General features: G+C 72.5%; 18 protein-coding genes. 10 read left to right on the top strand and 8 right to left on the bottom strand.

Annotated features, from left to right (window positions below; genetic code table 11):
* Positions 1-18 precede the first annotated feature (18 nt).
* The 6 genes from ABZ924_RS02650 to ABZ924_RS02625 all read left to right on the top strand — a co-directional run bounded on the left by ABZ924_RS02650 (position 19) and on the right by ABZ924_RS02625 (position 6,754).
* The gene (locus tag ABZ924_RS02650; RefSeq protein WP_361902914.1) at positions 19-1,287 is read left to right on the top strand and encodes an MFS transporter; all 1,269 of its coding nucleotides are present in this window, start codon (positions 19-21) and stop codon (positions 1,285-1,287) included.
* Positions 1,287-3,110 (top strand): IucA/IucC family protein, encoded by a 1,824-nt coding sequence (locus ABZ924_RS02645; protein WP_361902911.1) that lies wholly within the window; start codon positions 1,287-1,289, stop codon positions 3,108-3,110. The genes ABZ924_RS02650 and ABZ924_RS02645 overlap by 1 nt, the downstream gene beginning before the upstream one ends.
* Complete coding sequence (locus ABZ924_RS02640; RefSeq protein ID WP_361902908.1) at positions 3,107-4,309, top strand: type III PLP-dependent enzyme; 1,203 nt, start codon at positions 3,107-3,109, stop codon at positions 4,307-4,309. The genes ABZ924_RS02645 and ABZ924_RS02640 overlap by 4 nt, the downstream gene beginning before the upstream one ends.
* Before the next feature lie 32 nt (positions 4,310-4,341).
* Positions 4,342-5,076 (top strand): hypothetical protein, encoded by a 735-nt coding sequence (locus ABZ924_RS02635; protein WP_361902905.1) that lies wholly within the window; start codon positions 4,342-4,344, stop codon positions 5,074-5,076.
* A gap of 490 nt (positions 5,077-5,566) precedes the next feature.
* A complete protein-coding gene (locus tag ABZ924_RS02630; RefSeq protein WP_361902902.1) occupies positions 5,567-6,154 on the top strand; it encodes a hypothetical protein in 588 nt (195 codons plus the stop codon).
* 63 nt (positions 6,155-6,217) lie between these two features.
* Positions 6,218-6,754: a hypothetical protein gene (locus tag ABZ924_RS02625; RefSeq protein WP_361902899.1), complete on the top strand. Its 537-nt coding sequence runs from the start codon at positions 6,218-6,220 to the stop codon at positions 6,752-6,754.
* A 78-nt stretch (positions 6,755-6,832) separates the two neighbouring features.
* Here the strand turns inward: ABZ924_RS02625 and ABZ924_RS02620 are convergent, their stop codons facing one another.
* The 8 genes from ABZ924_RS02620 to ABZ924_RS02585 form a co-directional block, all read right to left on the bottom strand.
* Complete coding sequence (locus tag ABZ924_RS02620) at positions 6,833-7,513, bottom strand: hypothetical protein (protein WP_361902896.1); 681 nt, start codon at positions 7,511-7,513, stop codon at positions 6,833-6,835.
* Positions 7,510-7,971, bottom strand: a complete 462-nt coding sequence (locus ABZ924_RS02615; protein ID WP_361902893.1) for a hypothetical protein — start codon at positions 7,969-7,971, stop codon at positions 7,510-7,512. Before ABZ924_RS02615 ends, ABZ924_RS02620 begins: the two co-directional genes overlap by 4 nt.
* A gap of 15 nt (positions 7,972-7,986) precedes the next feature.
* Positions 7,987-10,383, bottom strand: coding sequence for a glycoside hydrolase domain-containing protein (locus tag ABZ924_RS02610; RefSeq protein WP_361902890.1), 2,397 nt, complete (start codon positions 10,381-10,383; stop codon positions 7,987-7,989).
* Between the two features lie 114 nt (positions 10,384-10,497).
* Positions 10,498-11,475: a clavaminate synthase Cs1 gene (gene cs1 / locus ABZ924_RS02605; protein WP_361902887.1), complete on the bottom strand. Its 978-nt coding sequence runs from the start codon at positions 11,473-11,475 to the stop codon at positions 10,498-10,500.
* Entirely contained in the window at positions 11,472-12,446 is a 975-nt protein-coding gene (gene speB, locus ABZ924_RS02600; protein WP_361902884.1) for an agmatinase, read from the bottom strand. Before speB ends, cs1 begins: the two co-directional genes overlap by 4 nt.
* Positions 12,443-13,729 (bottom strand): ATP-grasp domain-containing protein, encoded by a 1,287-nt coding sequence (locus ABZ924_RS02595; protein ID WP_361902881.1) that lies wholly within the window; start codon positions 13,727-13,729, stop codon positions 12,443-12,445. Before ABZ924_RS02595 ends, speB begins: the two co-directional genes overlap by 4 nt.
* Positions 13,726-15,264: an asparagine synthase-related protein gene (locus ABZ924_RS02590; protein ID WP_361902878.1), complete on the bottom strand. Its 1,539-nt coding sequence runs from the start codon at positions 15,262-15,264 to the stop codon at positions 13,726-13,728. The genes ABZ924_RS02595 and ABZ924_RS02590 overlap by 4 nt, the downstream gene beginning before the upstream one ends.
* A 1-nt stretch (position 15,265) precedes the next feature.
* A complete protein-coding gene (locus ABZ924_RS02585; RefSeq protein ID WP_361902876.1) occupies positions 15,266-16,987 on the bottom strand; it encodes a thiamine pyrophosphate-binding protein in 1,722 nt (573 codons plus the stop codon).
* A 134-nt stretch (positions 16,988-17,121) separates the two neighbouring features.
* Between ABZ924_RS02585 and ABZ924_RS02580 the strand changes: the two genes are divergently transcribed.
* From ABZ924_RS02580 to ABZ924_RS02565, 4 genes are read left to right on the top strand one after another with little or no spacing between them, the layout of a single operon-like run.
* A complete protein-coding gene (locus tag ABZ924_RS02580) occupies positions 17,122-18,213 on the top strand; it encodes a GNAT family N-acetyltransferase (RefSeq protein ID WP_361902873.1) in 1,092 nt (363 codons plus the stop codon).
* The gene (locus tag ABZ924_RS02575; protein ID WP_361902870.1) at positions 18,210-19,838 is read left to right on the top strand and encodes an ABC transporter substrate-binding protein; all 1,629 of its coding nucleotides are present in this window, start codon (positions 18,210-18,212) and stop codon (positions 19,836-19,838) included. Before ABZ924_RS02580 ends, ABZ924_RS02575 begins: the two co-directional genes overlap by 4 nt.
* Complete coding sequence (locus ABZ924_RS02570; protein ID WP_361902867.1) at positions 19,835-20,860, top strand: GNAT family N-acetyltransferase; 1,026 nt, start codon at positions 19,835-19,837, stop codon at positions 20,858-20,860. Before ABZ924_RS02575 ends, ABZ924_RS02570 begins: the two co-directional genes overlap by 4 nt.
* Positions 20,857-22,356 carry an MFS transporter gene (locus ABZ924_RS02565; RefSeq protein ID WP_361902864.1) on the top strand — a complete coding sequence of 500 codons (1,500 nt, stop codon included), beginning with the start codon at positions 20,857-20,859 and terminating at the stop codon, positions 22,354-22,356. Before ABZ924_RS02570 ends, ABZ924_RS02565 begins: the two co-directional genes overlap by 4 nt.
* The last annotated feature ends 49 nt before the right edge of the window (positions 22,357-22,405 follow it).

Below are 22,405 nucleotides of genomic sequence, written 5' to 3'. Positions count from 1 at the left end.
CCGTTACGGCCCGCGCCCGTGCGGCCGACGCTGGGGCGGCGGCAGGTGCACGCGGTCGCCGGGTGCTTCTTCGTGGCGTCCTTCGCCGCCCTCGGGCTGCCCCCGTACCTCACCGAGATCCTGCCGGGGCTCGGCGACCCCACCGCCCGCTGGGCGGGCGTGCTGTACATCGTCCCGACCGTGTTCGCGGGCCTCGGGGCCCCGCTGTGGGGCCGGCTCGCCGACCGGTTCGGGCGCAAGCGGCTGCTGCTGCGCGCACAGCTCGGGCTCGCCGTGTCCTTCGTGCTGGCCGGGTGGGCCGACTCCGTGGCCGCCTTCACCCTGGCCCTGGTGCTCCAGGGCGTCCTCGGCGGGACCTACGCCGCCTCCAACGGGTATCTGGGCGCCACCCTGGAGGGCCCGGAGCTGTCCAGAGCGCTCACCCTGATGCAGGGCGCGGCGCGGGCGGCCCTCCTCGCCGCGCCGATGGCCGTCGGAGCGCTGTCGCCGTGGCTGTCGCCGCACCGGCAGTACGCCCTGCTCGCGATCCTGCCGCTGACGGCAGCGGCGCTGATCGCGGCCCTGCCGGAGTCGCGGGGGCAGGGGCCGGCGGCTGCTGTCGAGGCGACCGCTGTCGAAGCGGCTGCGGCTGCGGCCGGGGCGGGGGAGGAGGCGGAGGCGGGGGAGGAGGCGGAGACGGAGGCGGGGGCGGCCGAGAAGCCCTCTCCGGTGTCGGATCTCCGCGCCCTCTACGCCCTCGAGTTCGCCTTCGTCTTCTCCACCGTCATCTCCTACCCCTACCTGATCCGGCTGATCGACGAGCGGATACCCGGCACCTCCCCGTTCCTCTCCGGTGTCCTCTTCGCCCTCCCGCACCTCGTCTACCTGCTGACGGCGATGGCGGTGCACCCCGCCTGCCACCGCCGCCCCCGGCTCGGCCTGGCGCTGGGCTTCACCTGCATCGCGCTCGGCCTGGCCGGGCACGGCGTGGCCGACGCCCTGGCCACGCTGACCGCCGTACGACTGCTGCTCGGCGCGGGCATGACCCTCGGGCTCGTGTGCCTGTCCGTGCTGGCCGCCGCATGCGCCAAGGGGCGCTCCCCCGGCCGGTTGTTCGGCGCGCGGGAGTTCTTCTCCAAGGCCGGCGCCGTCGTGGCCGGGGTGGCCGCCGCCGTGGGCACCGGCCACTACGGCCCGGCCGCGCCCGTGCTCACCGGCGGCGCCGTGGCCGTGCTGACCGCGTGCGCCCTCGCCCTGCCCCGCTCTCGTAGCGGTCTCCGTTCCATCCGCACCCGCTGGAGCCGTTGATGCCCCCGCTGAACAAGTCGCTCGCCACCGTCCCCGCGCCCGCCGGACGTACCGCCGGTGCGGCCCCCACCGCCTCCGTCGCGCCCGCCGGCCTGCCGAGTGCCGACGCCGTCGTCGCCCACACCCTCCTCAACTGCCTGCTGCGCGAGGTGTCCGGCCCGGAGCACCAGAGCGCCGTCTCCGACGGCCACCTGCTGCTGCGCCTGCCCCGCCGCGGCGTGCTGCTGCGGGTCGCCCTGCGCCGCACCTCCCTGCTGGGCGCCCACCGGTTCACCGGCCCGGTGCTGGAGCAGCGCGGCGAGGTCTGGACGGAGATCGACTGGCGGTGCCTGGCCGAATACACCCAGGACGAGCTGTCGCTGCGTACGGGCGTACGGAACGAAGAGTTCCTGGACCAGATCGTCTCCAGCCACGAGGCCGTCACCGCGGCCCTGGCCGCCCGCGCCGCCGATGAAGCTGATGCCGCCGATGCCGCCGATGTCGCCGATGACGCCGTTCTGGTGACGTACCTCGCCTCGGAGCAGTCCCTCCTCTTCGGCCACCGCTTCCACCCCACCCCCAAGGCCCGCAGCGGCGACGCCGCCTCCTGGCCGTCCTACGCGCCCGAGGCGGGCGCCGCCTTCCCCCTGCGCCACCTCGCCGTACGCGCCCACCTGATCGCCGAGGAGTCCGTCGAGGACGGCGCCACCGCCCCCCTGGACCGGCTGCGCCCCGACGTCCCGGAGGGCTACCGGCTGCTGCCGGCCCACCCCTGGCAGTACGAGATGCTCCGCGAGCACCCCTCCCTGCGGGCCGCCCTCGACCGGGGCGACATCCTGGACCTCGGCCGGGGCGGGGTTCCCTTCGCCGCCACCGCGTCCGTCCGCACGCTCTACGACGGCGAGACGTTCCTGAAGTTCAGCCTGAACGTCCGCATCACCAACTGCCTGCGCAAGAACGCCAGTTACGAACTGTCCGGCGCCGTCGCCCTGACCCGCCTGCTGGAGCCGGCCCTGACCGACCTGGCGGCCCGCTTCCCCGGCAGCGCCGTGCTCCGCGAGCCCGCCTACCGCAGCCTCGCCCTGCCCGGCCCGGACGGGACCCCGGACCGCTCGCTCCTCGAAGGCTTCGGGGTGATCGTCCGCGAGGGCCTGTCGCGCCGGCTCCTGCCGGGTACGACCCCCCTGCTCGCCGCCGCCGTCGCCGACGAGTACCCGACGGGCCCCGGCCACATCTCCCGCCTGCCGGCGGGCGCCGGCCCGCAGACGGCCCTCGCCTGGTGGACGGCGTACCTCAGGCTGCTGGTCCCGCCGGTCATGGCCGCCTACTTCGACCACGGCCTCGTCCTCGAACCCCACCTCCAGAACGTGGTCGTCTGCGTCGACGACGAGGGCATGCCCGCGCAGGTGCTCTTCCGCGACCTGGAGGGCACCAAGCTCCTGCCCGAGCGGCACGCCGCCCTCCTCGCCTCGCTGCCCGCCGAGGTCGCGGGCCCCATGACGTACGACGCCCGGCGCGGCTGGGACCGGGTCGTCTACTGCCTGCTGGTCAACCACGTCGCCGAGATGCTCGCGGCCCTCGCCGACCTGCACCCGCAGACCGAGGCCGCGCTGTGGGCCCGGGTCCGCGCCACCCTCCGGGCCTACGCGGACCGCAGCGGCTGCCCGCCGCGCCTGGCCGCCCTGCTGGCCGGCGTGCCCCTGCCGGCGAAGGCCAACCTCCTGACCCGCTGGGAGCGCAAGGCCGACCGCGAGGCCGGCTACGTACGCCTCGCATCGCCGTTCGCGGAGGCGGTCCTCTCGGAGGCGGCGCACGGCGAGTCCACCTGGGGCGCGACCCGATGACGCCCACCGCCCCGGTCACGGACCGCATCCTGTCCCTGGACCCCTCGGAACTGCCGGCCTACGTCTACGACCTCGCGGCGCTGCGCGAGCACGCCGCGTCGGTACGGGCGGCCCTGCCGGCGGGCGTCGAGCTGTACTACGCCGCCAAGGCCAACCCGGCGGCGGAGCTGCTGGCGGCGCTCGGCCCGTACGTAAACGGCTACGAGGTCTCCTCGGGCGGCGAACTCGCCCACGTGGCCAAGGCCGTACCGGGCCGCCCGCTGGCCTTCGGCGGCCCGGGCAAGACCCCGGCGGAGCTGGCGGCGGCGCTGGAGGCGGGCGTGGCCCGCCACCACGTGGAGAGCCTCCACGACCTCCGCGTGCTGGCGGCCCTGTCGGCCCGCACCGCCCCCGGATCCCGCGTCGGGATCCTCCTGCGCGTGAACCTGCCCCTCGCCGGCTCCTCCCTCGCGGGCAGCTCGCTGGCGATGGGCGGCCGCCCGACGCCCTTCGGCCTGGACCCGGCCGACGCCGAAACCGCGGCGTCCCTCCTCGCGGCCGGCACCTGGCCGCACCTCGAACTCCTGGGCGTCCACGCGCACCTGGCCAGCGGCCTGGAGGCCGCAGCCCTCCTGGCAGCCGCCGAGTCGATCGTCACCTGGTCCGAGGCCCTCTCCGCCCGCCACGGCTTCCCCCTCCGCGAGGTGAACGTGGGCGGCGGGATGCACGTGTCCTACGCGGCCCCGGACGTCCTCTTCGACTGGCAGGCGTACGGCGAGGGCCTGGCCCGCATCACGGCCGCCCACCCCGGCCTGACCCTCCGCATCGAACCGGGCCGGGCCCTGACCGCCTACTGCGGCTGGTACGCCACCGAGGTCCTGGACGTGAAGGACAGCCACGGCGAGGCCTTCGCGGTGGTCCGCGGCGGCACCCACCACCTGCGCACCCCGGCCACCAAGGGCCACGACCAGCCCTGCTCCGTCCTCCCGTACGAGCCCTGGCCCCACCCCTGGCCCCGGCCGGCCACCGCCCGCCCCGAGGTCACCCTCACCGGCCAGCTCTGCACCCCGAAGGACCTCCTGGCCCGCAACGTCCCGGCCCCCGGCCTCCGCGCAGGCGACCGCGTGGCCTTCGCCCTGGCCGGCGCCTACGCCTGGAACATCTCGCACCACGACTTCCTCATGCACCCCCACCCCACCCACCACTTCCTCAACGCGTAACCGTCGTCAGTGGGCGCCGCTGGTCTGCGGCGATGGGAGCGAAGACGGCGGAGCGCCTCACGTACGCGGGGAGCTTTCCGAGCGTGGACCTGGTCTGCGACCGGCGCCTGATGTTCGTCCGCCCGTCCGAGGTGTCCGTGCACGTGCTGGAGGCCGCGGCGGGGCGTCGCGTGATCCTGCACGCGATGCACAGCGTCAGCGACTGGCTCGCCTTTGCGGTCTGGGAGGACGGCCGCCTCCGCCGCTCGTTGAGCCTCTCGCCTGACGGCGGAATCGTCGAGGACATCGGGGACCCGTTCCCCTTCGAGACGCCCTTCTGGGCGGGCGACCGGCCCGTGGACCCCGACCCGGAGTGGGAGGAGGAGCCGTACGCGCTGCCCTTCCACCCCTTGGAACTGGGCAACGAAGCCCTCCGCGCCTTCTTCGGCTTCCTCCTGGAAGGCCACCCATCCGTCGAAGACGTGGACCCGGACGGGATCCCCCTCCTCGGCTTTCGCCGTGCGACGGCATCTGAGTCGGCGGCGTACGGACGGGGGCCGGTCGACGAAGTTGCTTCCGTTCTCGAGCGGGTCCTGCGACCGCCGTTCGGGGATGAGGCTGCCTGGCGGCAACTCTGGCACCTCCTGGCCACCGAAAGGCTCACGACATCGCTCGCCACGGCGACGCGGCTGCTGCAGAGCGGGCGCTGGACCTGGTCGGCGCGATCGTGGCCGGAGTCCACCGGGACCACGGCGCCGACGAGCTCGTCCGGGACATGGCGCCCGTGATCGCCGAGCTCCGGCGGATGCTCGCCCTGCGCATCGAGGGCGGCAGCCGTTCACCGGCGACCGCGATGGCCCTCTTCAGAGCGCATCTCGCGTTCGCGGGCGCGAGTGGCTGGAGCGTGGCCGAGTACGACTTCGAAGACGGCTTCTACAGCGTCACCGTCGCGGTCGGTATTCACGGTCGGTACTCGGGCTATCGGGACTGGGACGAAGGGAGACGTCCGCCGTCGCCCTCTCCTGCTGATGAACTCGGCGGCTTGGGCCGGCGAATGCACGAACGGCTCGCGCGCTCGGGCTCGCGCAAGTGGCCGAAGGGATCACGTATCTCTTCGGCCGTGCCGAGTGCCCGGACTGTGCCAGCACCTTCGTCGGCCTGCCGGTGGCTGGTGAAGGGGCGTAGAGCCGGTCGAGATCCGGGGGAGAGGGGGCGTTGCCACGATGGCTGCGCCTTCGCCGACGGGTGGGGGTTTGTCAGGAGTTGAGGAGTTTCTGCGTGGCAGGGATCAAGAAGGCCGCCGTGGTGGCCGGGGTGGCCGTCGGGCTCGTGGTGGGAGCCGCCGGGGCCTCGAGCGCGGCCGGGTTCTCCGGGATGACCAAGGAGAAGTACGACCGGGTTCAGTTCGGGATGAGCCGGCAGGAGCTGATGGACATCGTCGGGCCCACCGCCTGTGAGGACAACGGCAAGCCGGTGACCGCGGAGTCGACCGTGCCCTCGTTCAACTGCTGGGTGTCCGGGATCGAGGAGTGGGCTCCGTACGCGGGCTTCCACTTCGACGAGAGCGGCAAGCTCACCGGCAAGCACCACTACCGGATGGAGCTGCCCACGGCCCCGTCCATGACGGCTGCCCAGTACAAGAAGGTCGCCGTGGGGATGACCGAGGAGCAGGTGCGCAAGACGGTCGGCACGAACTCGTGCGTGGTGACCGACGTGGCCCAGTCCGCCTTCCCGTCCACCGCCGGTGCCACGTCCACGCTGGCGTGCTGGACCGGCAAGGGCACCGGGTTCCTCGCCCCGCAGGGCTGGTTCTGGTTCAAGGACGGCAAGGTCACCGACAAGCACCAGCGCGACGTCGTGAAGTAGACCGCCGGACCGCCCTTTCCTTCGGCTGGATCCCCCTTTCGTTTCGAGCAGGAGAAGAACTCCGTGAAGATGAAGAAGTACCTCGCCACGTTCGCCGCGACCGGCGGCATTCTCGCGGGCGGTATCGCCTTCGCCTCGCCGGCCGCAGCCGTCAGCTCGTGCGGCGAGAGCTCCGGGTCCGTGGAGATCGCCTTTCCGGGCAAGAAGCCGCAGTCGCTCTACTCGTTCATGAACTGTGCCGACGTGTCCAACGGGAAGGTGTCGGCCTGGACCTGGACCAACTGGCAGATGATGGTCGACGTGGCCGAGGACCAGGGCAAGCGGTTCACCTCGTTCAAGGTCACCACGCGGCTGGAGAAGCGCGAGTGGGGCGGCGCCGACACGGTCGTGTCCACCACCACCTGCGACCTGACCAAGATGGTGAACGACAACCTGGGCTGGTCGGCGCTGGAGAAGGAGAACAAGTGCCTCGCGCCGTCCGCGACGTACGACAAGAACATGTGGTGGTCCTCGGACTCCACCGTGTCGTACGACATCGAGGGTGACGGCAAGGGCGTCATCACCAAGCAGCTCACCGGCTCGCCGCTCTTGTTCGGCTGATACGGGGCACGACGAGGCCAGGGGCCTGGCCGCTTGTGCGGTCAGGCCCCTGGCCCTCTTGTGGCGGCACGAGGAGTTCTAGCGGGTGAACGCCTTCGCCGCCTGGCGGCGGGACGGTTCGAAGGCGTCGACCGTGCCGGCGCCCTTGCCGGGGGCCTCGTTCCATTCGCGGATCTTGCGGGCCACGTTCTTGATCTTCGGGTGGCCGGGCTTCAGGGCGATGTGGAAGTGCGACTCCTTGGCCGTCTTCTCGTCGCCGCCCCAGGCCACGGCGCCGTCGAGCTCCGTGAGGATGTCGCGGACGATGACCAGCTCGTGCGGGTACAGCCCGCCCTGGGCGCCCGCCGGGTAGGCCTGCGGGCGGATGGCGATCGCGGTACCCGAGAGGTAGTTCGACTCGTAGGGCTGGGCCACCTTGCGGTCGCCGGAGTGGCCGGTGACCTCGCCCTGGCGCAGGGAGTCCACCTCGTAGTGGAAGCGGCGGGCCAGGTGCAGCAGGATCGTGGCCACGTCGCCGTCCAGGACGGGGACGGAGACCGAGCTGCCCTCGATCAAGTGGGTGGGGACGGTCTTCACCACCGGCCAGCCGTTGGCGGTCTTGCCGCCCGACCAGGTGGACGGCTTGGTCTCGCTCGGCTTGGGGGCCGCCACCGCCGTGCCGGAGGACGCCACGCCCCACAGGACGGCGCCGCCGGCCACTCCGGCCGCGGTGCCGACGAAGCGGCGGCGCGACAGGTCGCTGCGTACCGGGTTGGTCATGTGTTGTGTTCCCTCTGTTTCGGTTCCTCCGCCCGGTCGCGCCGGGCGGACAACGTGTGCGTGATGCGGGCCGCGCCGGTGACCGCGGTCATGACGATGCAGAGCGCGGTCAGGGCGGCGAGGCCCACGACGGTCGGGTTGACCCATGAGGGGACGAGGTCGTGGCCGGGGCTGCACCAGCTGTGCAGCGGAAAGAGCGGATCCTGGTTGTGTCGGCCGACGAACGCGCTGTCGTACGGGTCGCCGCAGATCTCGCGCCGGTCCATGCCGCCGAAGCCCGCGAACAGCCCGCAGGCGAAGGCCAGCGTGGCGCCGGAGGCGGCCAGGAGTGCGATCCCGCCCCAGGTGCCGGGCGCCGCCCAGGCCCGGGCCCGGATCCCGCGGTAGGTGAGGCGGCCGCCGTGTCCGATGCCGGCCAGCAGCGCGAACGGCAGCGCGATGAGTGCTAGTGCGATCATGTCCCCTCCGGGGTACTACCTGCGTGCGGCCGTGAATGCCTTGGCCGTGGCGTTCTCCTGGCCCATGATCCTCTGGAACTGGTCCGCGTAGCCGGCCACGAAGGGGTCGAGCTTGTCGTTGGGGATCAGGTTCGGGGTCAGGATGTTCTTGCCGAGGTAGTAGAAGATGCCCTGGCGGTAGACCTGCAGGAGGTCGTCGTCCGTGAACACGCCCTGCAGCATGTGGTTCGCGGCCGCCTTCACCACCTCCATCTTGCCTTCGTACCGCTGGTTGTAGAAATCGCGGAACCGGCGCAGGTGGCCCGGGTTGGGCCCGGTGCCGTAGTGAGCTCGGAAGAGCTCGTTGATCGGCTTGTTCTTGATGCCGGCGGCCGTACCGATGAGGTAGCCGTCGACGTCCTCGAGTATGTCGTCGAAGCCGAAGGACGACGTGGTGTTGATCTTGGCAAGCCGGTCCTGGCAGAACAGGTAGCCGGAGGCGTATGAGTCGGCGGCCTGGCGCCACTCGACGTAGAAGGTGCACAGGTCACCACCCCAGCCGGCGAAGTCGCCCCGGTTGGCGCCCTTGCCCCTGATCGAGCCCTTGGTGATGACGGTGTTGGCGCAGGCGCCGAAGTGGGCGAGGCCGATGTCCACGCCGTACGACGGGCACTTGAAGTCGGTCATCCGCTTGCCGACCTTGGAGTCGGCGTACTTCACCCACTCGGCATCGCTCAGGTAGAGCAGGCCGCGCCACTTGGTGTCGTTGTAGTCGTCCGAGCGGAGGTACTCGCAGACCAGCTCGTTCGGGTTGCCCTTGCCGTACTGGACGGCCGCCGCGTACAGGTCGTCGATGTACTTGATCGCGGCGTCGGCTTCCGTGGCGACCTGGCCGACGTTCTCCCGGCCGACGCCCTTGTCCGTACCCCGCATGACGTTGCGGTCCAGGTCGAAGGTGTCCCCGTTCGCGGTGAACTTGAACTCCTTGATCTGGGTGAACGACCAGTTCTCCGGCATCGGGAAGCCGAGGTTCCCGGAGAAGCCCCAGGACATGCCCGAGACGAAGGAGTGCGCGGCGTACGCCTCGTTGCTGACCCGCTGGCAGACGTTGCGGGAGCCGTACACACCGGCGATGTAGCGCTTGCCCTTCGCGGCCAGCGCGGCCTGGACGCCGTGGAAGTACGGGAGGATGTTGGAGGTGATCTCCGGGTCCGTCGCGTCGTAGTCCACGGCGAAGTAGATGACCGAGCCGCGCCCGATCTTGTAGACGTCCGCCGCGCGGTCGTGCGCCTTCGAGGCGTGCCGGTAGCCCTCCGAGTACGTGAAGTGCTCCAGCTTGCGAGCGTGGTACTGGGAGATGGGGAAGACCCTCATGCCACCGTTGAAGATGTCCTCCAACTCACCCGGCATGATCTCCTTGTTCAGGTCGTCCTCAGGCCTGAGTACCTCCTCGTCCAGGTAGCGTCCGACGACGTCGAAGCCGGCGGCCTTCAGGGCCTTGGCGCGCGAGGCGGTGATGGTGAAGCGGGTGTCGCAGGCGTTTACCGGGCGGTCCGGGTTGCCCATGGACACCAGCAACTGGCACCACGTGTCGTAGTTGGCCCGACCGTCCTGAGCCGCCTTGGGGAATGCCGAGAACCTCTGGAACTCGGCCACCGCCTTCCGGAGGTTGTCGTCGTACGACGACGTGAACGTGGCGGAGTGGGTCTCGTTGTTCTCCGTGTACTTGAGGTCGTTGAACACGCAGGCCGCCGAGAACAGCTGCACGAAAATGCCGGAGTCGCCCTTGCCCACCTGGTGGGCCTTCAGGCCGTTCTGGGTGGTCGGGCCGAAGTTGCCCGACGCCGAGTCGTCCGGGACACCGAACTCGTACTGGAGCGCCCGCATCAGCGACTTCTGCACGTCGCGCGAGTAGATGCCGTCCGCAGGGCCGATGTTGAACGACGAGCGGTTGGAGTAGCGGCCGTTCAGCCAGCGCTGGATCTCGCGGACCTTGTCCGTGCCGCTGGAGACCACGACGTACGCGTCCAGGGTCAGCAGGGCCTTGAAGAACTTCGGCTCGACGTCGGGCCCGCCCTTGGAGAGGCCCATGTTGTCCTTCATCTGCATGACGGCCTTCTGGGTGGCCAGGCCGTACACGCCCCCCTCGCCGCCCCAGTAGCCCTTGCAGAACAGGGCGTGCTGGACGATCTGGATGATGTTCTTGTTGGCGAACCCGTCCTTGACCGGGCCGAGCGCCGCGAGCTTCGCCTCCGTGGTCGGGCCGAAGCTGTCCGACGGGGTCGCGATGCCCAGTTCTATCTGGAGGGCCCGGGTGAGGGAGAGCATGGTGGGCCACCCGGTCTGGCCGTTCTCCGGGCACGGGTTGTAGCCCGCCTTGCCCGCGTAGGTCTTGTTGACCCACTGCTGTGCTTCCAGGACTTTCTTGTCCACGTGATTCCCTGTGTTCCTCGTGTCGGCCGTGTCGGCCTTGGCAGGCGCGGGCCGCGGCCACCCCCGGTCGGGGGCGGGCGCGGCCGTGGTCATGCGGTGGTCAGCGGGATGAGGTCAGCGGCGCGGGGTGAAGGCCACCACGTCGCCCGCGCGCTCCTCGCCCGTGGGGAGCTGGCCGTAGGAGTCCGTACGGATGTAGACGCGGTGCAGCCAGCGGTCCTTGCCGTCCCAGCGCGGGGTGAACGGGGTCCGGGCGTGCGTGGTGCGGAAGTTGTCGATGATCAGCACGTCGCCCGGGACCAGGGAGACGGCCTCCGTGACCTCGTCCAGCGCGTCCGAGAGCTTGGCGACGGCCTCGGCGTCCGCGCCCGCGTTCGGCTTCAGCAGCTCGCGGTCGTAGCCGAGCAGCGGGTCCTCGCGGTCGCCGTACAGCGGCTTGACGTTGGCGATGGCGCCCGGGTCCTCGATGCCGCCGCGGAAGGCCACGTCGACCTCGCAGGGCTGCTTGTTGTCGTACAGGCGCTCCACCGTCTCCGCGTCGAGGAGCTTGACCGCCTTGCGGACCGAGCCCACCAGGGTCTTCGCGGTGCGTTCGTGGTCGGCGCGGGAGCACGCCAGCATCACGTAGTTCGGCTGGAGCGTGTGGTAGGCCATCTCCGTGTGGAACTCCAGCAGCGTCTCGCTGGTCTCCGACGACAGGTGGTGGGCGCCCGGCGACGGGTAGACGTCGTGGTAGACGGTGCCCGAACGCAGCTCCGCGTAGCCGGTGTGCAGGCCGAGGCGGCGGCCGAACAGGCCGAGGAAGGCCTCCATGTTCAGGCGGCCGCGCTCCACCGGCGCCGGGGTGCTCGTCGGCGTGGCCGGCAGGTCCTCGTCGGCCTCGACGGGCAGGCCGCGCAGCACCAGGTAGCCGTCCTCGTTGCCGCCCCGGCCGAAGGCGTCCAGCGCGTCCGCGACCTCCTGCGGCAGCTCGGCGGAGAGCTTCCCGGCCACCTCCAGGAACCGGTACAGGTCGGCCCGCGGTACGTCGGGGAGCTTCGACGCCAGGTCGAGGAGAGCCTCCCGGTGTGCGGTCACGTCGATGATCGTCATGTCCTGTTCTCCTTCTTCTGGTGGGCACGGGCGTACTGGAACAGCAGCTCCGCGCCGATCTCGGTCGCCAGGACCGACGTGATCCCGGCGTGGTCGTAGAGCGGCGAGACCTCCATGACGTCGAAGCCGATCGGGTTGAGGTCGCCGATGGTCCGCAGCAGCGCCAGGACCTCGCGGGAGGTCGGGCCGCCGGGGGCCGGCGTACCGGTGCCCGGGGCGAAGGCCGGGTCCACGACGTCGATGTCGACGGAGACGTAGACCGGCAGGTCGCCGACCCGCTCCCGGATCAGCCGGGCCGCGCCCGCGGCCCCGAGCTCGGCGAACTCGTCCGCCGTGACGATCCGGACGCCGTGGCCGCGCGCGTAGTCGAGGCTGTCCGGCTTGGGGTTGTGGCCCCGGATGCCGAGCTGGACCATGGCCTCCGGCCGGATCAGGCCCTCCTCGATGCCGTGCCGGAAGGGGGTCCCGTGGTGGAACTCGCCGCCGATCATGGCCGGGTTGGTGTCCGAGTGCGCGTCCAGGTGGACCACGGCCACCGGCCCGTGCTGCTCGTGGACGGCGCGCAGCGCCGCCAGGGTCAGCGAGTGGTCGCCGCCGAGCATCAGGAAGGCCGCGTTGTCCTTGAGCAGGCAGGTCAGGTGCCGCTGCGCGGTCTCCATCGCGATGTGCTGGTTGAACGGCGTCAGGTCGATGTCGCCGGCGTCCACGCACTTGATCAGGTCGAAGACGCCCGGGCCGCGGTCGATGCCGACGCCGTGGATCAGGCCCGACTCCGCGCGGATCTCCCGCGGCCCGAACCGGGCACCGGGGCGGTAGCTGGTGCCGCCGTCGTACGGCGCGCCGATGACCACGACGTCGTTGCCCTTGGGGGCCCGGTCCAGCGGCAGGCGCATGAAGGTGGGGAGCTGGGCATACCGCGGGGAGATGTGCGAGTCGATCCGCTGGGAACCGATCCGCGGGACCTCGGTCATCGCCGTCCTTCCTTCCGTGTGTGGATGCGGATACGGGCGGCCGCCGCGCGGGCCGTGGCCAGGGCCGCCGCCGCGTCGGCGCCGTGCGCGTACACGAAGCCGACCGAGGCGGAGTTGTCGAGGCGGGTCGCGACGCGGTCGCCGGGCTCGGCGTGCAGGTGCACGCGGGCGCCGAGGGACTCGGCCTCCGGGATGCCGGAGACACCGGTGAACTCGCCGGGCTCCTCGGGGAAGAGCACGTGGACGGCGGCGCCGGCGGCGGCCCCGGCACCGGGCAGGCCCGGCTCCGGGGTGGCGCCGAGGGCCAGCAGCTTGGCGTCCAGGTGCGGGTTGGTCCCGCACACGTCGGTGACCATCGTGGAGATCATGTGCGCGGGCAGCCGCGGGTTGACCTCGACGATCCGCGGGCCGTCCGCGGTCACCATCACCTCGGTGTGCGCCGGGCCCTGCCGGTAGCCGATCGCCTTCAGGGCCCGGTCCACGCAGCCGCGGACCTCCTCCCAGACGCCGGCGTCCAGCGCCAGCGGGAAGGAGTGGCCCTCCTCCAGCAGGGTGGTGCGGTGCAGGTCCTTGGAGGTGGCCCCGAAGAAGTGGGTGCTCCCGCCCACGGTCATCGACTCCACCGAGACCTCGAACCCGCTCGCGTACTCCTCGAACAGGACGTGGCCCGGCCGCGGCTGGCCGCGCAGGGACTCCCGTACGGCCGACAGCTCCCGCCAGGCCGCGGCCGCCTCGGCGGCCGTGGTGCACTTGCGCACCCCGTAGCTGATCGCCTCCGACGGCGGCTTGGCGATGCAGGGCAGCCCGACGTGCGCGAGCGCCTCCTCGAGCCCGGCCTCCTCGGTGACCAGGCGCCACCGCAGGTTGGCCGGGTCCCCGTCGAGCGCGGCGCGCAGCAGGTGCTTGTGGTTGGCGGCCCGTACGGCCTCCAGCCCCTGCGAGGGCAGGCCCAGGTGCTCGGCCGCCCGGGCCGTGGCCTCGGTGTGGTAGTCGGAGAACGACATCACGCCGTCGACCAGCGGGGCGCCGGAGCCGTCGGTGAGCGCGGCCGCGATGGCCCGCCAGTCGTGCGTGTCGACGTGCAGGACCCGGTCCACGTTCGACAGGGGGTGCTCGGAGAACGGGCGGCCCCCGGTGTACCAGTCCTCGCCCTGGACCAGCAGCCAGACCTCGGCGCCGTGGGAGCGGGCCGCCTGGATGCCGTCGTAGAAGGCGGCGTGGAGCATGGACTCCACCAGGGCCAGCCGCTTGCCCGCGAAGCCGGTGTACGCGCTCGCGCTCATCCCCGCAGCTCCCTGAAGTGCGCGGCGACGAGCGAGACCACCTCGGCGACGGGGACCTGGTCCGGGTCCTCGCCGGCGACGACGATCCGGTCGAACAGCTCCTGGACCACCAGGGTCTTGGCGTTGGCCACGTCGGCCTCGCCGACCCCCGCGTCCAGCAGGAGCAGCGAGAACGCGGACGTGGTCCCGGACCCCTCGTGGACGCCGAGCTTGGGCCGGTTCACGGTCTCGGCCGGCAGCAGCTGCGCCATGGCGGCCCGCAGCACCCACTTGTCCCGCCCGTACCGGCGCTTGAGCCCGGCCTCCAGGCCGGTCAGCAGGTCCAGCACGTCGCGGTCCCAGTACGGGTGGGTGGACCAGTGCCCGGCCACCGCCGAGAGCACCGGGCTCATCTCGTTCAGCCCGTCGAAGGTGGCCATGTCGTGCGCGACGGCCGTGTCCAGCTTCGGCAGCCGGTCCTCGCGGTGCATGCCGCCGAGCGGGATGTCGGCCCCGTACCCGGTCAGCACGCGCCGGGCCGGACCGTCCAGGGTCCGGTAGAGGGCGGTGAGCGGCAGCAGGTACTCGATCACGTCCGGGTCCAGGGACTCGGCGGCGTGGATCGTGTGCGGCAGCTGCGCCAGCAGCTCCGCCACCGGGATGGTGATCTCCCGGTGCTCCGAGCCCAGATGGTCGGCGACCACCCTGGCCTGCGGGAACTCGTCCGAGGTGTCGGTGCCCATGGACAGCGTGTCGAGCGGGCCGGCCACGGCCGCGTCGGCGAGGGCGGCGACCCCGGAGGAGTCGATGCCGCCGGAGAGCACCACCAGCGGGCGCTCCGTGCCCTCGAGGCGCCGCTCGACCGCCGTGCGCAGCGCGGTGCGGACCTGCTCGACTGCCGTGTCCTCGTCGACGATGCGCCGGGAGACCGGCGGCACCCACGTCGGGTGGGCGTGCACCGAGCCCGAGGCGGTGTCGATCTCCAGGACGGTGCCGGCCGGCACCTGGTACAGGCCGGGCAGCCGGCGGATCCGCCGGGCCCCCGAGATCGGGAAGCCGAGCTGGCCGTCGGAGGGCGCGGCGAGCACCTTGGCCTCGGTCGCGGCCAGCACGTGGCCGGGCACGGGCCGGGTGTACAGCGGTACGGAGCCGGCGTGGTCGGTGGCGAGCAGGACGCGCTGCTCCTGGCAGAGCACCGCCGCGTACCGGCCGTTGAGCAGCCGGAATGCGTGCAGCCCGTACGCCTCGAACAGGCTCAGCACCAGTTCGGCGTCGGACGCGCCCGCCCCGGCGCCGGCGCCGAGGACGGAGCGGATCTCGTCGCGGTTGTAGAGCTCGCCGGCCAGCCACAGGGCCGCGTCGGCGCCGCGCGCGACCGCGCCGTCGGCGGAGGCGCCCGGGTGGACCAGGGTCGCCTCGACGGTCAGGGAGCGCAGGCGCTCGGCGGTACGGGTGTGCCGGCCCCGTGTTGCGAAGGCCGCCGTGGGGCCCTGGTCCCCGCCCGTGCGGGCGGAGACCAGGAAGCCGTAGGCGGCAGGGAATACCTGCTCAGCCATGTCAGACCTTCAGCGCCCCGAAGCCGCCGGCGCTGAAGTCGTAGTTGACCGGGACCTCGATGAGGTACGGGCGGCCCAGCTCGGCACCCTTGCGCAGGGCGGCCAGCAGCTCCTCGCGGGTCGAGGCCTTGGTGGCCTCCACGCCGTTGGCCTGCGCCAGCTGGACGAAGTCCACGCCGGTGAACTTCACGGCCGGGTCGTGGCTGCGGTGGTGGCCGATGTTCTGGTACAGCTCGATCAGGCCGTTGGTGTCGTTGTTGACGACGACGGTGACGATCGGCAGGTTCAGGCGGGCGATGGTCTCCAGGTCCGCGCTGTTGGAGTGGAAGCCGCCGTCGCCCGCGATGAGGAAGGTGGGCTGGTCCGGGCGGGCCATCTGGGCGCCGATCGCGGCCGGGATGCCGTAGCCGAAGCTGGAGCAGCCGGCCGAGGTCAGGAAGCCGAAGGGCTGGTCGGCGCGGGCGAACAGCACGCCGTAGTGGCGGAAGAAGCCGATGTCGGACACGATCGTGCCCTCGCCCGGCGCGGCGATCTCGGCCATGACGGTGTTCATGGAGTCCATCACCTGGTGGACGCGCATGCCGTCCTCGTAGTGCTTGGGGTCCGCCAGGAACTCGGCGATGCGCTCGCGCAGCGGCGCGATGTCGTGGCGGTCCTTCGCGGCGAGGCCGCCGGTGGCGGCGTCCAGGTGCCGGGCGAAGGCGAGGACGTCGGTGACGACGTCGACGTCGGGGCGGTAGATCCGCGGCACCGGGTTGGCGGTGGGGGAGATGCGGACGGTCTTCTTCTCGATGCCGCGCTCCCACATCGAGGGGCGCAGGTCCTCGGCGTAGTCGTAGCCGATGGTCAGGATGACGTCGGCGGGACCGAAGAGGGTCTCCAGCGCCGGGAACGACAGGATGCCGTCCATGTAGCCGGTGACAGCGCCGTAGTTCAGCTCGTGGCCGTGCGGGAGCACGCCCTTGGCGATGTACGTGGTGATGACCGGGACGTTCAGGCGCTCGGCGAGGGCGCGGATGGCCGGGACGGCACCGGCGCGGATGGCGGCGGCGCCGACCACGAACACCGGGTTCTTCGCGTCCTTGACCATCTCGGCGGCCTGGTCGGCGGCCGACTCCCAGCCGGGCTGGACCGCGCCGATCGGCTTCTCGGGGGTCCGGGCCGGGCCGTGGTCCTTGGTGATGTCGATGCCCTCGGAGGAGCCGAGGAGGTCGACGGGCAGGGAGATGAACGAGGGGCCGACCGGCTCCGTCATCGCGGCGGAGACCGCGGAGTCCACCAGGTCGGTGATCTCCGCCGGGCGCTCCAGCTCGACGGCGTACTTGGTCATCGGCTCGGCGATCTTCACCAGGTCGAGGCACTGGTGGGTGTCGTTCGGGAAGATGTCGTGCGACTCGGACTGCGCCGCCAGGGCGATGACCGGGGAGCGGTCCAGCATCGAGGTGGCCATGCCGGTCGACAGGTTGGTCATACCGGGGCCGAGGGTCGCCCAGCAGGCCTGCGGGCGGCCGGTGATGCGGGCCAGGACGTCGGCGGCGACGCCGGCGGTGAACTCGTGGCGGGTGAGGATGAACTCCACGCCGTCCTGCTCGTCGAACAGGATCGACGCCGCTTCGCGGCCGACGACGCCGAACACCTTGTCGACGCCGTGCTCCTTCAGGCGCTTGAGAAGAGCGTGGGCGGCGGTCGGGTGCTCGCTGGGGCCGGTGGATACGCGGGACATGTAAAACCAGTCTCCTGTCCGAATTTCGGTGTGGTGGGGCCACCTTGGGCTGCCGGTCTCTTTCCGGGCTCTCGTTCCGGTATCCGGGAGCGGACGGAGAGTGACGAAAGAGTGGAGCGGACCAGGATCCATGCGTGAGAACAGATGTTGTGGTAGATGAGTGGCCAACTCCCGAGCACGCGAGGGAAGTCGGCTGGGACGCGCTGGCGGGCGCGGAGGACTTCTTCCTCACCCCGCCCTGGATGCGGGTGCTGCACGACTCGTCCGGCGCCTGGATGCGGTACCTCACCGCCCGCGCCGGCGGAGAACTGCTGGCCGGGCTCCCGCTGGTGCTGGCGACCCGGGAGTCGCCCTGGTCCCTCGGCCGCACCGACCTGCTGATCGCGCACTGCGCCGCCGAGGGGATGGCGGGCGCCGCGGAGGTGTCGGCCGCCTTCGGCGACCTGGACCGGCTGATGCCCTCGATGATGCTGGGCGGCCGCCACCTGGGCCGCACCCGCCTGCTGCTCGGCCCCGGCGCCGACGCGGACACCGTCCACCTGATGGCCGAGCGGGCCGAGCGCACCGCCGCCGGGGAGGGCTGCCGCTCGGTGTGCTTCCCGTACGTGGACTCCCGCGACACGCTCCCACAACAGGTGCTCGCCGAGCGCGGCTACACCTCGCACGTGTCGGGGGAGTTCGCCACCCTCACGCTGCCCGGACAGGACTTCACCGACTACGCGATGAGCCTGCCCGCCGCCCGCTCCCGCCGGGTGCGGTCCGAGCGCCGCCGCATCGAGGCCTGCGGGGCCGAGATCACCCTCGCCCCGCTCGACCCGGCCGACATCCCCCGCCTCGCCGCGCTCGAGACCCAGCTGTTCGCGAAGTACGGCATGGCCGGCTGGGACCCGCGCCGCTCCGAAGCGGTCCTCGAGGCCGCCCACCGGCAGCTGGGGGACCGGGCCCTGGTCTCCAAGGCCGTCCTCGACGGCGAGATCGCCGGCTTCGGGCTGATCCTGGCGCACGGCGAGGACTGGTTCGCCCACCGCGCCGGCTTCGACTACGCCGCCCAGGCCCGGGCCAAGCTGCCCCTGTACTACGAGCTCCTCTACTACACCGTCGCCGACCGGGCGCCCGCGGCCGGCGTGCGCCGGGTGCACTACGGCATCGGCTCCACGGAGGCCAAGGCCTCCCGCGGCTGCGCCCTCTCCCGCCAGTACCTCTACGTCAAGGAGCTCCCCGCATGACCGGCTGGAACGCGGCGATCGGAGCGGTGGTCAATCCGTCCACCCGGCGCGGAGGGCGGCTGGAGATGGTCGCCTCCGCCGACGTCGACTCCCTCGACCCCGCCCGCACCTACTACGTGTGGTCCTGGCTGCTGCAGCGCGCCCTGAACCGCACCCTGATGGCGTTCGGCACCGACCCGGAGCGGCCGGAGGTCGTCCCCGACCTCGCCGAGGGCCCGGGCGAGGTCTCCGCCGACGGGCTGACCTGGACCTACCGGCTGAAGCGGGGCATCCGCTTCGAGACCGGCGAGGAGATCACCTCCCACGACGTCGCGTACGCCGTGGAGCGGGTGTTCGCCCAGCACGTCCTGCCCGGCGGCCCCACGTACCTCACCGACCTCCTCGACCACGACGGCTACCGCGGACCGTACGACGGGCAGCGCTGCCCGGCCGTCGAGCGGCCCGACGACCACACCGTCCGCTTCCGCCTCAGGCGGCCCTTCGCCGACTTCGACTACCTGATGGCCCAGCCGAACACGGCGCCCGTGCCCGAACACCGCGACACCCGCGAGGCGTACGGGTCGCGGCCGGTCTGCTCCGGCCCGTACCGGATCCACCGCTACGAGCCCGGCCGCCTGCTGCACCTGGTGCGCAACAACGCCTGGGAGCGGAGCACCGACCCGGTCCGGCCCGCCCTGCCCGACGAGCTGACCGTGGCCTTCGGGGTCGAGGCCAACGAGATGGACGACCGCCTCCTCGCCGGCGAGTTCCACGTGGACGTGGAGGGCCGCGGCATCCAGCACGCCGCGCGCGACCGGATCCTCGCCGACCCGGCGCTGCGGGCGCAGGCCGACAACCCGGCCACCGGCTTCCTGCAGTACATCACCGTGCAGACCGCCGTCCCGCCCTTCGACAACCTGCATGCCCGCCGCGCCGTGTTCTACGCCGCAGACAAGGCCGCCCTGCTGGACGCCCGCGGCGGGGACGGCGTCGGCGGCTCCCTCGCCACCGGCCTGATCCCGCCCAACCTGCCCGCGCACAGCAGCCAGGACCGCTACCCGTCCGGACCCCGCCTCACCGGCGACCTGGACGCGGCGCGCGCCGAACTGGCCGCGGCCGGGCTGCCGGACGGCTTCGAGACGGTGATCGCCACCCAGCCCGGCAAGTTCGAGCTGGTCGCCCGCACCCTCGCCACCGGCCTGGCCCGGGTCGGCATCCGGGCCCGGGTGGAGGTCCTCGACACCGCCTCCTACTACCGCACCGGCCTGGGCAGCCCGCAGACCGTCCGCAGGCTCGGCCTCGGCCTCGGCGTCACCGACTGGGGCGCCGACTACCCCACCGAGTACGGCTTCCTCGCCCCGCTCGTCGACGGCCGGCAGATCAAGCGCGGCGGCGGGAACTTCAACTTCGCCGAGCTCGACGACCCGCTGGTGCGCACCCTCATCGACGAGGCCTGCACCACGACCGGGGCCGCGGCCCGCCGCGCGGTGTGGCGCCGCATCGAGAAGGCCGTGATGGACCGCGCCGTCATGCTGCCCATGGCCCACGACCGGACGCTGCACTACCGCCACCCCGACCTGACGAACGTCTACGTCCACCCCGCCTTCGGCCTCTACGACATCCAGGCCATGGGAGTACAACGATGAACCTCGACCCCACCCGCCTCGACCTCACGCCCCTCGACCCCGCCGACCGCAACGCCGTCGACGACGTCTTCGAGCTGCGCACCCTCGTCCACCAGGCCGACACGCCCCACCTGCCCGCCCCCTGCTTCGCCGACTTCGGCGGCTCGCTGATGGTCCCGCCCCCGGCCACCAGGGTCGAGGAGTGGGCGGGCCGCGACGGGTCCGGGCGGTGCGTGGCCTCCGTACGCCTGGAGTTCCCGCAGGAGGAGAACACCGAGGCCGTCACCGCGGCCGTCCTCGCCGTCCACCCGGCCCTGCGCCGGCAGGGCGCCGGGCGCCGCCTGGTGGAGTTCGTACGGGACCGGGCCGAGGCGGCGCAGCGCTCGCGGATCCTCTTCACCGCCGACTCCGGTCCCGCGGGGCCGGCCGGCGACACCGGTACCGCAGCGGCCCACCACCTGGCCGCGGCGGTCGGCGCCCGGCCGGCGTGGACCCTCGACCACCTGCGCCTCGACGTCGCACGCGCGCCGCTGCCGCAGCCGCTGCCCGAGTCGATGTCCGTCCGGTACTGGGGCAGCGAGGTCCCCGAGGCGCTGGTGGAACAGGCCGCACGGCTCGAGGCCGCGCTCTCGGCCACCGCCCCGACCGGGGACCCGGGATGGGAGCCGCAGCCCGCCGCAATCTCCCGCATCCGGGACTTCGAGCGCATGCGGATCACCCGCGGCCGGCGCGCCCACCAGTGCGCGATCCTCGACCGCACCACCGGGCGGATGGCCGCCTGGACGGCGCTGTCGATGACCCGCGCCAACCCGGACAACGCCCTCCAGGCGATCACCATCGTGGATCCCGCGCACCGCGGCCGCGGCCTCGGCCGCCAGGTGAAGGCCCTCAACCTCGCCCGCGCCCGCGCCACGGAGACCCGCCTGGCCCACGTCGACACCTGGAACGCCTCGGGCAACGCGCACATGCTGCGCGTCAACGCCGCCTTCGGGTTCGTGCCGGCCGGCGCCCGCTGGGCCTGGGAGCTGAGCACCGCCCGATGACCCCCCAGTTCGGGCGGCTCCTCGCCGCCCACACCGCCTCCCAGTTCGGCTTCAGGATCGCGCAGACCGCCTTCCCGCTGACCGCGCTGGCCGCCTGCGGGGCCTCGGCGGCGCAGGCGGCGGCGCTGATGGCGGTGCAGACCGCCGGGTTCCTGCTCGTCGGGCTGCCCGCCGGCTCCTGGGTCGACCGCTGCCGCAAGGTCCCCGTCATGGTCGCCGCGGACGGGGTGCGGTGCGCCACCGCCCTGTGCGTCGCCATGGCGTGGGCCGCGGGCCGCCTCGAGCTGGGGCTGCTGTACGCGGCCGCGTTCGCCGTCGGGGTGGCCGCGGTGTTCTTCGACGTCGCGGCCCAGTCGGCGGTCCCCGCGCTGCTGCCGACCCGTGACCTGGTCAGGGGCAACGCCCGGCTGTCCGCGGCGGAGTCCACCGCGGCCGTCCTCGGCCCGGTACTCGCCGGCACCCTCGCCTGGCACGCCGCCCCCCTCGGCTTCGCCGTCTCCACCCTCGGCTACGCCGTCTCGGCCGCCTTCCTGCTGCTCACCCTCAAGCCCCCCCACATCCAGCCCCGCCGGCGTTTGAGACGAACGGGGTCCGGGGCGCAGCCCCAAACCCTCCAGCCCCGCCGGCGTTTGAGGCGAGAGGGGTCCGGGGCGCAGCCCCAAACCCTCCAGCCCCGCCGGCGTTTGAGGCGAGAGGGGTCCGGGGCGCAGCCCCGGGATACGGAGAAAGGGCGGGGCGGGGAGAAGCTCCGCGCAGCGGCCCCGAACCCCAGCCCGGCGGCGGCACGGGCCGGAGTCTGGCGGGACGTCGCCGAAGGCCTCCGCTTCGTCGCGGCCCACCCCGCCCTGCGCCGCATCGCAGCCGCAACCGGCCTGTTCAACGCGGCCTGGTCCGCGGCGGCCGCCCTCCTGATCCCCCTCATGCTCGCGCACGGCCTCTCCCGAACGGCAGCCGGCGCGGTCATGGCCGCCCTGGGCGCAGGCGGCCTGGCCGGCTCCTTCACCGTACGGCGCCTCGCGCAGCGGCTCGGCGCCGGCCGGTCCATCACCGTCGGCCTGATGCTGCCCGCCCCCTTCGCCCTTCTCGCCGGCTTCACCGGCCGCGTCCCGGTCTGGGCCACCGCGGTCGCGCTGTTCGGCGTGGGCGCCGGGGCGGTGGTGTACAACGTGGCGCAGATCAGCCTGCGCCAGTCGGTGACCCCGCCGGGGCTGCTCGGCCGGGTCAACGCCACCCTGCGCACCCTGGTGTGGGGGATGATCCCGCTCGGCGCGGCCCTGGCCTCCGCCGCCACCCGCGTCGCGGATCCGGCCGCTGTCGTCCTCGTCGGCGGCTGCGCGGCCGCCTGCGCCTGGGTGCTGCTTCTGCGGCTCCCCGGGAGCCGGACGGAGAGTCCGGAGATTCCGGAGATTCCGGAGAGTACGGAGAGTCCGGAAAGAGGAGCGGACCCTAGCGTGGGCGACACCACAGAGGACGCCGTGGCCGCGTCCTCGCGGTGAGCCTCCCCGATCCGCGACCAAGGCGGGGAGCCGGGCCGTCCCGGCACTT

The sequence above is a fragment of the Streptomyces sp. NPDC046876 genome (assembly GCF_040645035.1).
Classification (GTDB): domain Bacteria; phylum Actinomycetota; class Actinomycetes; order Streptomycetales; family Streptomycetaceae; genus Streptomyces.
This window is presented reverse-complemented; position numbering and strand designations above follow the sequence as displayed.

Coding starts and splice junctions, on each gene's coding strand:
- ABZ924_RS02585 (WP_361902876.1), bottom strand. CDS start 16,987: ATGTCCCGCGTATCCACCGGCCCCAGCGAGCACCCGACCGCCGCCCAC.
- ABZ924_RS02595 (WP_361902881.1), bottom strand. CDS start 13,729: ATGAGCGCGAGCGCGTACACCGGCTTCGCGGGCAAGCGGCTGGCCCTG.
- speB (WP_361902884.1), bottom strand. CDS start 12,446: ATGACCGAGGTCCCGCGGATCGGTTCCCAGCGGATCGACTCGCACATC.
- ABZ924_RS02615 (WP_361902893.1), bottom strand. CDS start 7,971: ATGATCGCACTAGCACTCATCGCGCTGCCGTTCGCGCTGCTGGCCGGC.
- cs1 (WP_361902887.1), bottom strand. CDS start 11,475: ATGACGATCATCGACGTGACCGCACACCGGGAGGCTCTCCTCGACCTG.
- ABZ924_RS02590 (WP_361902878.1), bottom strand. CDS start 15,264: ATGGCTGAGCAGGTATTCCCTGCCGCCTACGGCTTCCTGGTCTCCGCC.
- ABZ924_RS02645 (WP_361902911.1), top strand. CDS start 1,287: ATGCCCCCGCTGAACAAGTCGCTCGCCACCGTCCCCGCGCCCGCCGGA.
- ABZ924_RS02635 (WP_361902905.1), top strand. CDS start 4,342: ATGGGAGCGAAGACGGCGGAGCGCCTCACGTACGCGGGGAGCTTTCCG.
- ABZ924_RS02565 (WP_361902864.1), top strand. CDS start 20,857: ATGACCCCCCAGTTCGGGCGGCTCCTCGCCGCCCACACCGCCTCCCAG.
- ABZ924_RS02575 (WP_361902870.1), top strand. CDS start 18,210: ATGACCGGCTGGAACGCGGCGATCGGAGCGGTGGTCAATCCGTCCACC.
- ABZ924_RS02570 (WP_361902867.1), top strand. CDS start 19,835: ATGAACCTCGACCCCACCCGCCTCGACCTCACGCCCCTCGACCCCGCC.
- ABZ924_RS02620 (WP_361902896.1), bottom strand. CDS start 7,513: ATGACCAACCCGGTACGCAGCGACCTGTCGCGCCGCCGCTTCGTCGGC.
- ABZ924_RS02640 (WP_361902908.1), top strand. CDS start 3,107: ATGACGCCCACCGCCCCGGTCACGGACCGCATCCTGTCCCTGGACCCC.